The organism is Salipiger sp. PrR007, assembly GCF_010499845.1.
Taxonomy (GTDB): Bacteria; Pseudomonadota; Alphaproteobacteria; order Rhodobacterales; family Rhodobacteraceae; genus Salipiger; species Salipiger pacificus_A.
Window position 1 is genome coordinate 1 of record NZ_JAAGOZ010000099.1, and the last position, 1,646, is coordinate 1,646.

The following is a 1,646-nucleotide window of genomic DNA, read 5'->3' on the forward strand; positions in this document are numbered from 1 at the left end:
CCCCGAGGATCCCGCCCAGCACATCACCTATGCCGAGCTCTACGACAAGGTGAACCGCATGGCCAACGTCCTGCTCTCGCAGGGCGTCATGCGCGGCGACCGGGTGGTCATCTACCTGCCGATGATCCCCGAGGCGGCCTATGCCATGCTCGCCTGCGCCCGCATCGGCGCGATCCATTCCATCGTCTTCGCCGGCTTCTCGCCCGACGCGCTGGCCAACCGCATCAACGATTGCGGCGCCAAGATCGTCATCACCGCCGACACGGCCCCGCGTGGCGGCCGCCGCACCGCGCTCAAGTCCAACACCGACGCCGCGCTGCTGCACTGCTCGGACAAGGTGCGCTGCCTCGTGGTCAAGCACACCGGCGACCAGACCAGCTGGATCGACGGCCGCGATGTCGACGTGAAAGCGCTGATGGAAACCGCCGCGCCGGATTGCCCGCCGCGGCCGATGAATGCCGAAGACCCCCTGTTCATCCTCTATACCTCGGGCTCGACCGGCAAGCCCAAGGGGGTTGTACATTCGAGTGGTGGATATTTGCTTTACGCCGCCCTCACCCACGAGGTGGTCTTCGACTACCACGAGGGCGACATCTACTGGTGCACCGCCGACGTCGGCTGGGTCACCGGCCACAGCTACATCGTCTACGGCCCGCTGGCCAATGGCGCCACCACGCTGATGTTCGAGGGCGTGCCGACCTGGCCCGACGCCAGCCGCTTCTGGCAGGTCTGCGAGAAGCACAAGGTGAACCAGTTCTACACCGCCCCCACCGCGATCCGCGCGCTGATGGGCCAGGGCGACAGCTTTGTCGACGGCTGTGATCTGTCGTCGCTGAAGCTGCTCGGCACCGTCGGCGAGCCGATCAACCCCGAGGCCTGGACCTGGTACAACGACAAGATCGGCAAGGGAAATTGCCCGATCGTCGACACCTGGTGGCAGACCGAGACCGGCGGCCACCTGATGACCCCGCTGCCCGGCGCCCATGCCACCAAGCCGGGCGCGGCGATGAAGCCCTTCTTCGGCATTTTGCCGGTGGTGCTCGAGCCGACCTCGGGCGTCGAGATCTCCGAGCGGCCGACCGAGGGCGTGCTGGCGATCAAGGACAGCTGGCCGGGGCAGATGCGCACCGTCTGGGGCGATCACGAGCGCTTCGAGCAGACCTATTTCCAGCAGTACAAGGGCTATTACTTCTCGGGCGACGGCTGCCGCGCCGACGAGGACGGCGACTACTGGATCACCGGCCGGGTCGATGACGTGATCAACGTCTCGGGCCACCGCATGGGCACCGCCGAGGTCGAAAGCGCCCTCGTCGCCCATGCCAAGGTCGCCGAGGCCGCGGTCGTCGGCTACCCGCACAGCGTCAAGGGACAGGGCATCTACTGCTACGTGACGCTGATGAACGGCATCGAGCCCTCGGAGGAGCTGAAGAAGGAGCTGCGCAGCTGGGTGCGGACGGAAATCGGCCCGATCGCCAGCCCCGATCTCATCCAATGGGCCCCCGGCCTGCCGAAGACCCGCTCGGGCAAGATCATGCGCCGCATCCTGCGCAAGATCGCCGAGAACGACTACGGCGCCCTCGGCGACACCTCCACCCTCGCCGACCCCTCGGTCGTCGACGACCTCATCGAGAACCGCGCGAACAAGG

The 1,646-nt window shown here is 66.8% G+C and carries 1 protein-coding gene; it reads left to right on the forward strand.

Annotated features, from left to right (window positions below):
- Positions 1–1,646 (forward strand): acetate--CoA ligase (acs, locus tag G0Q01_RS25615; RefSeq protein WP_164213965.1); only part of this gene is annotated, 1,646 nt, incomplete at both ends.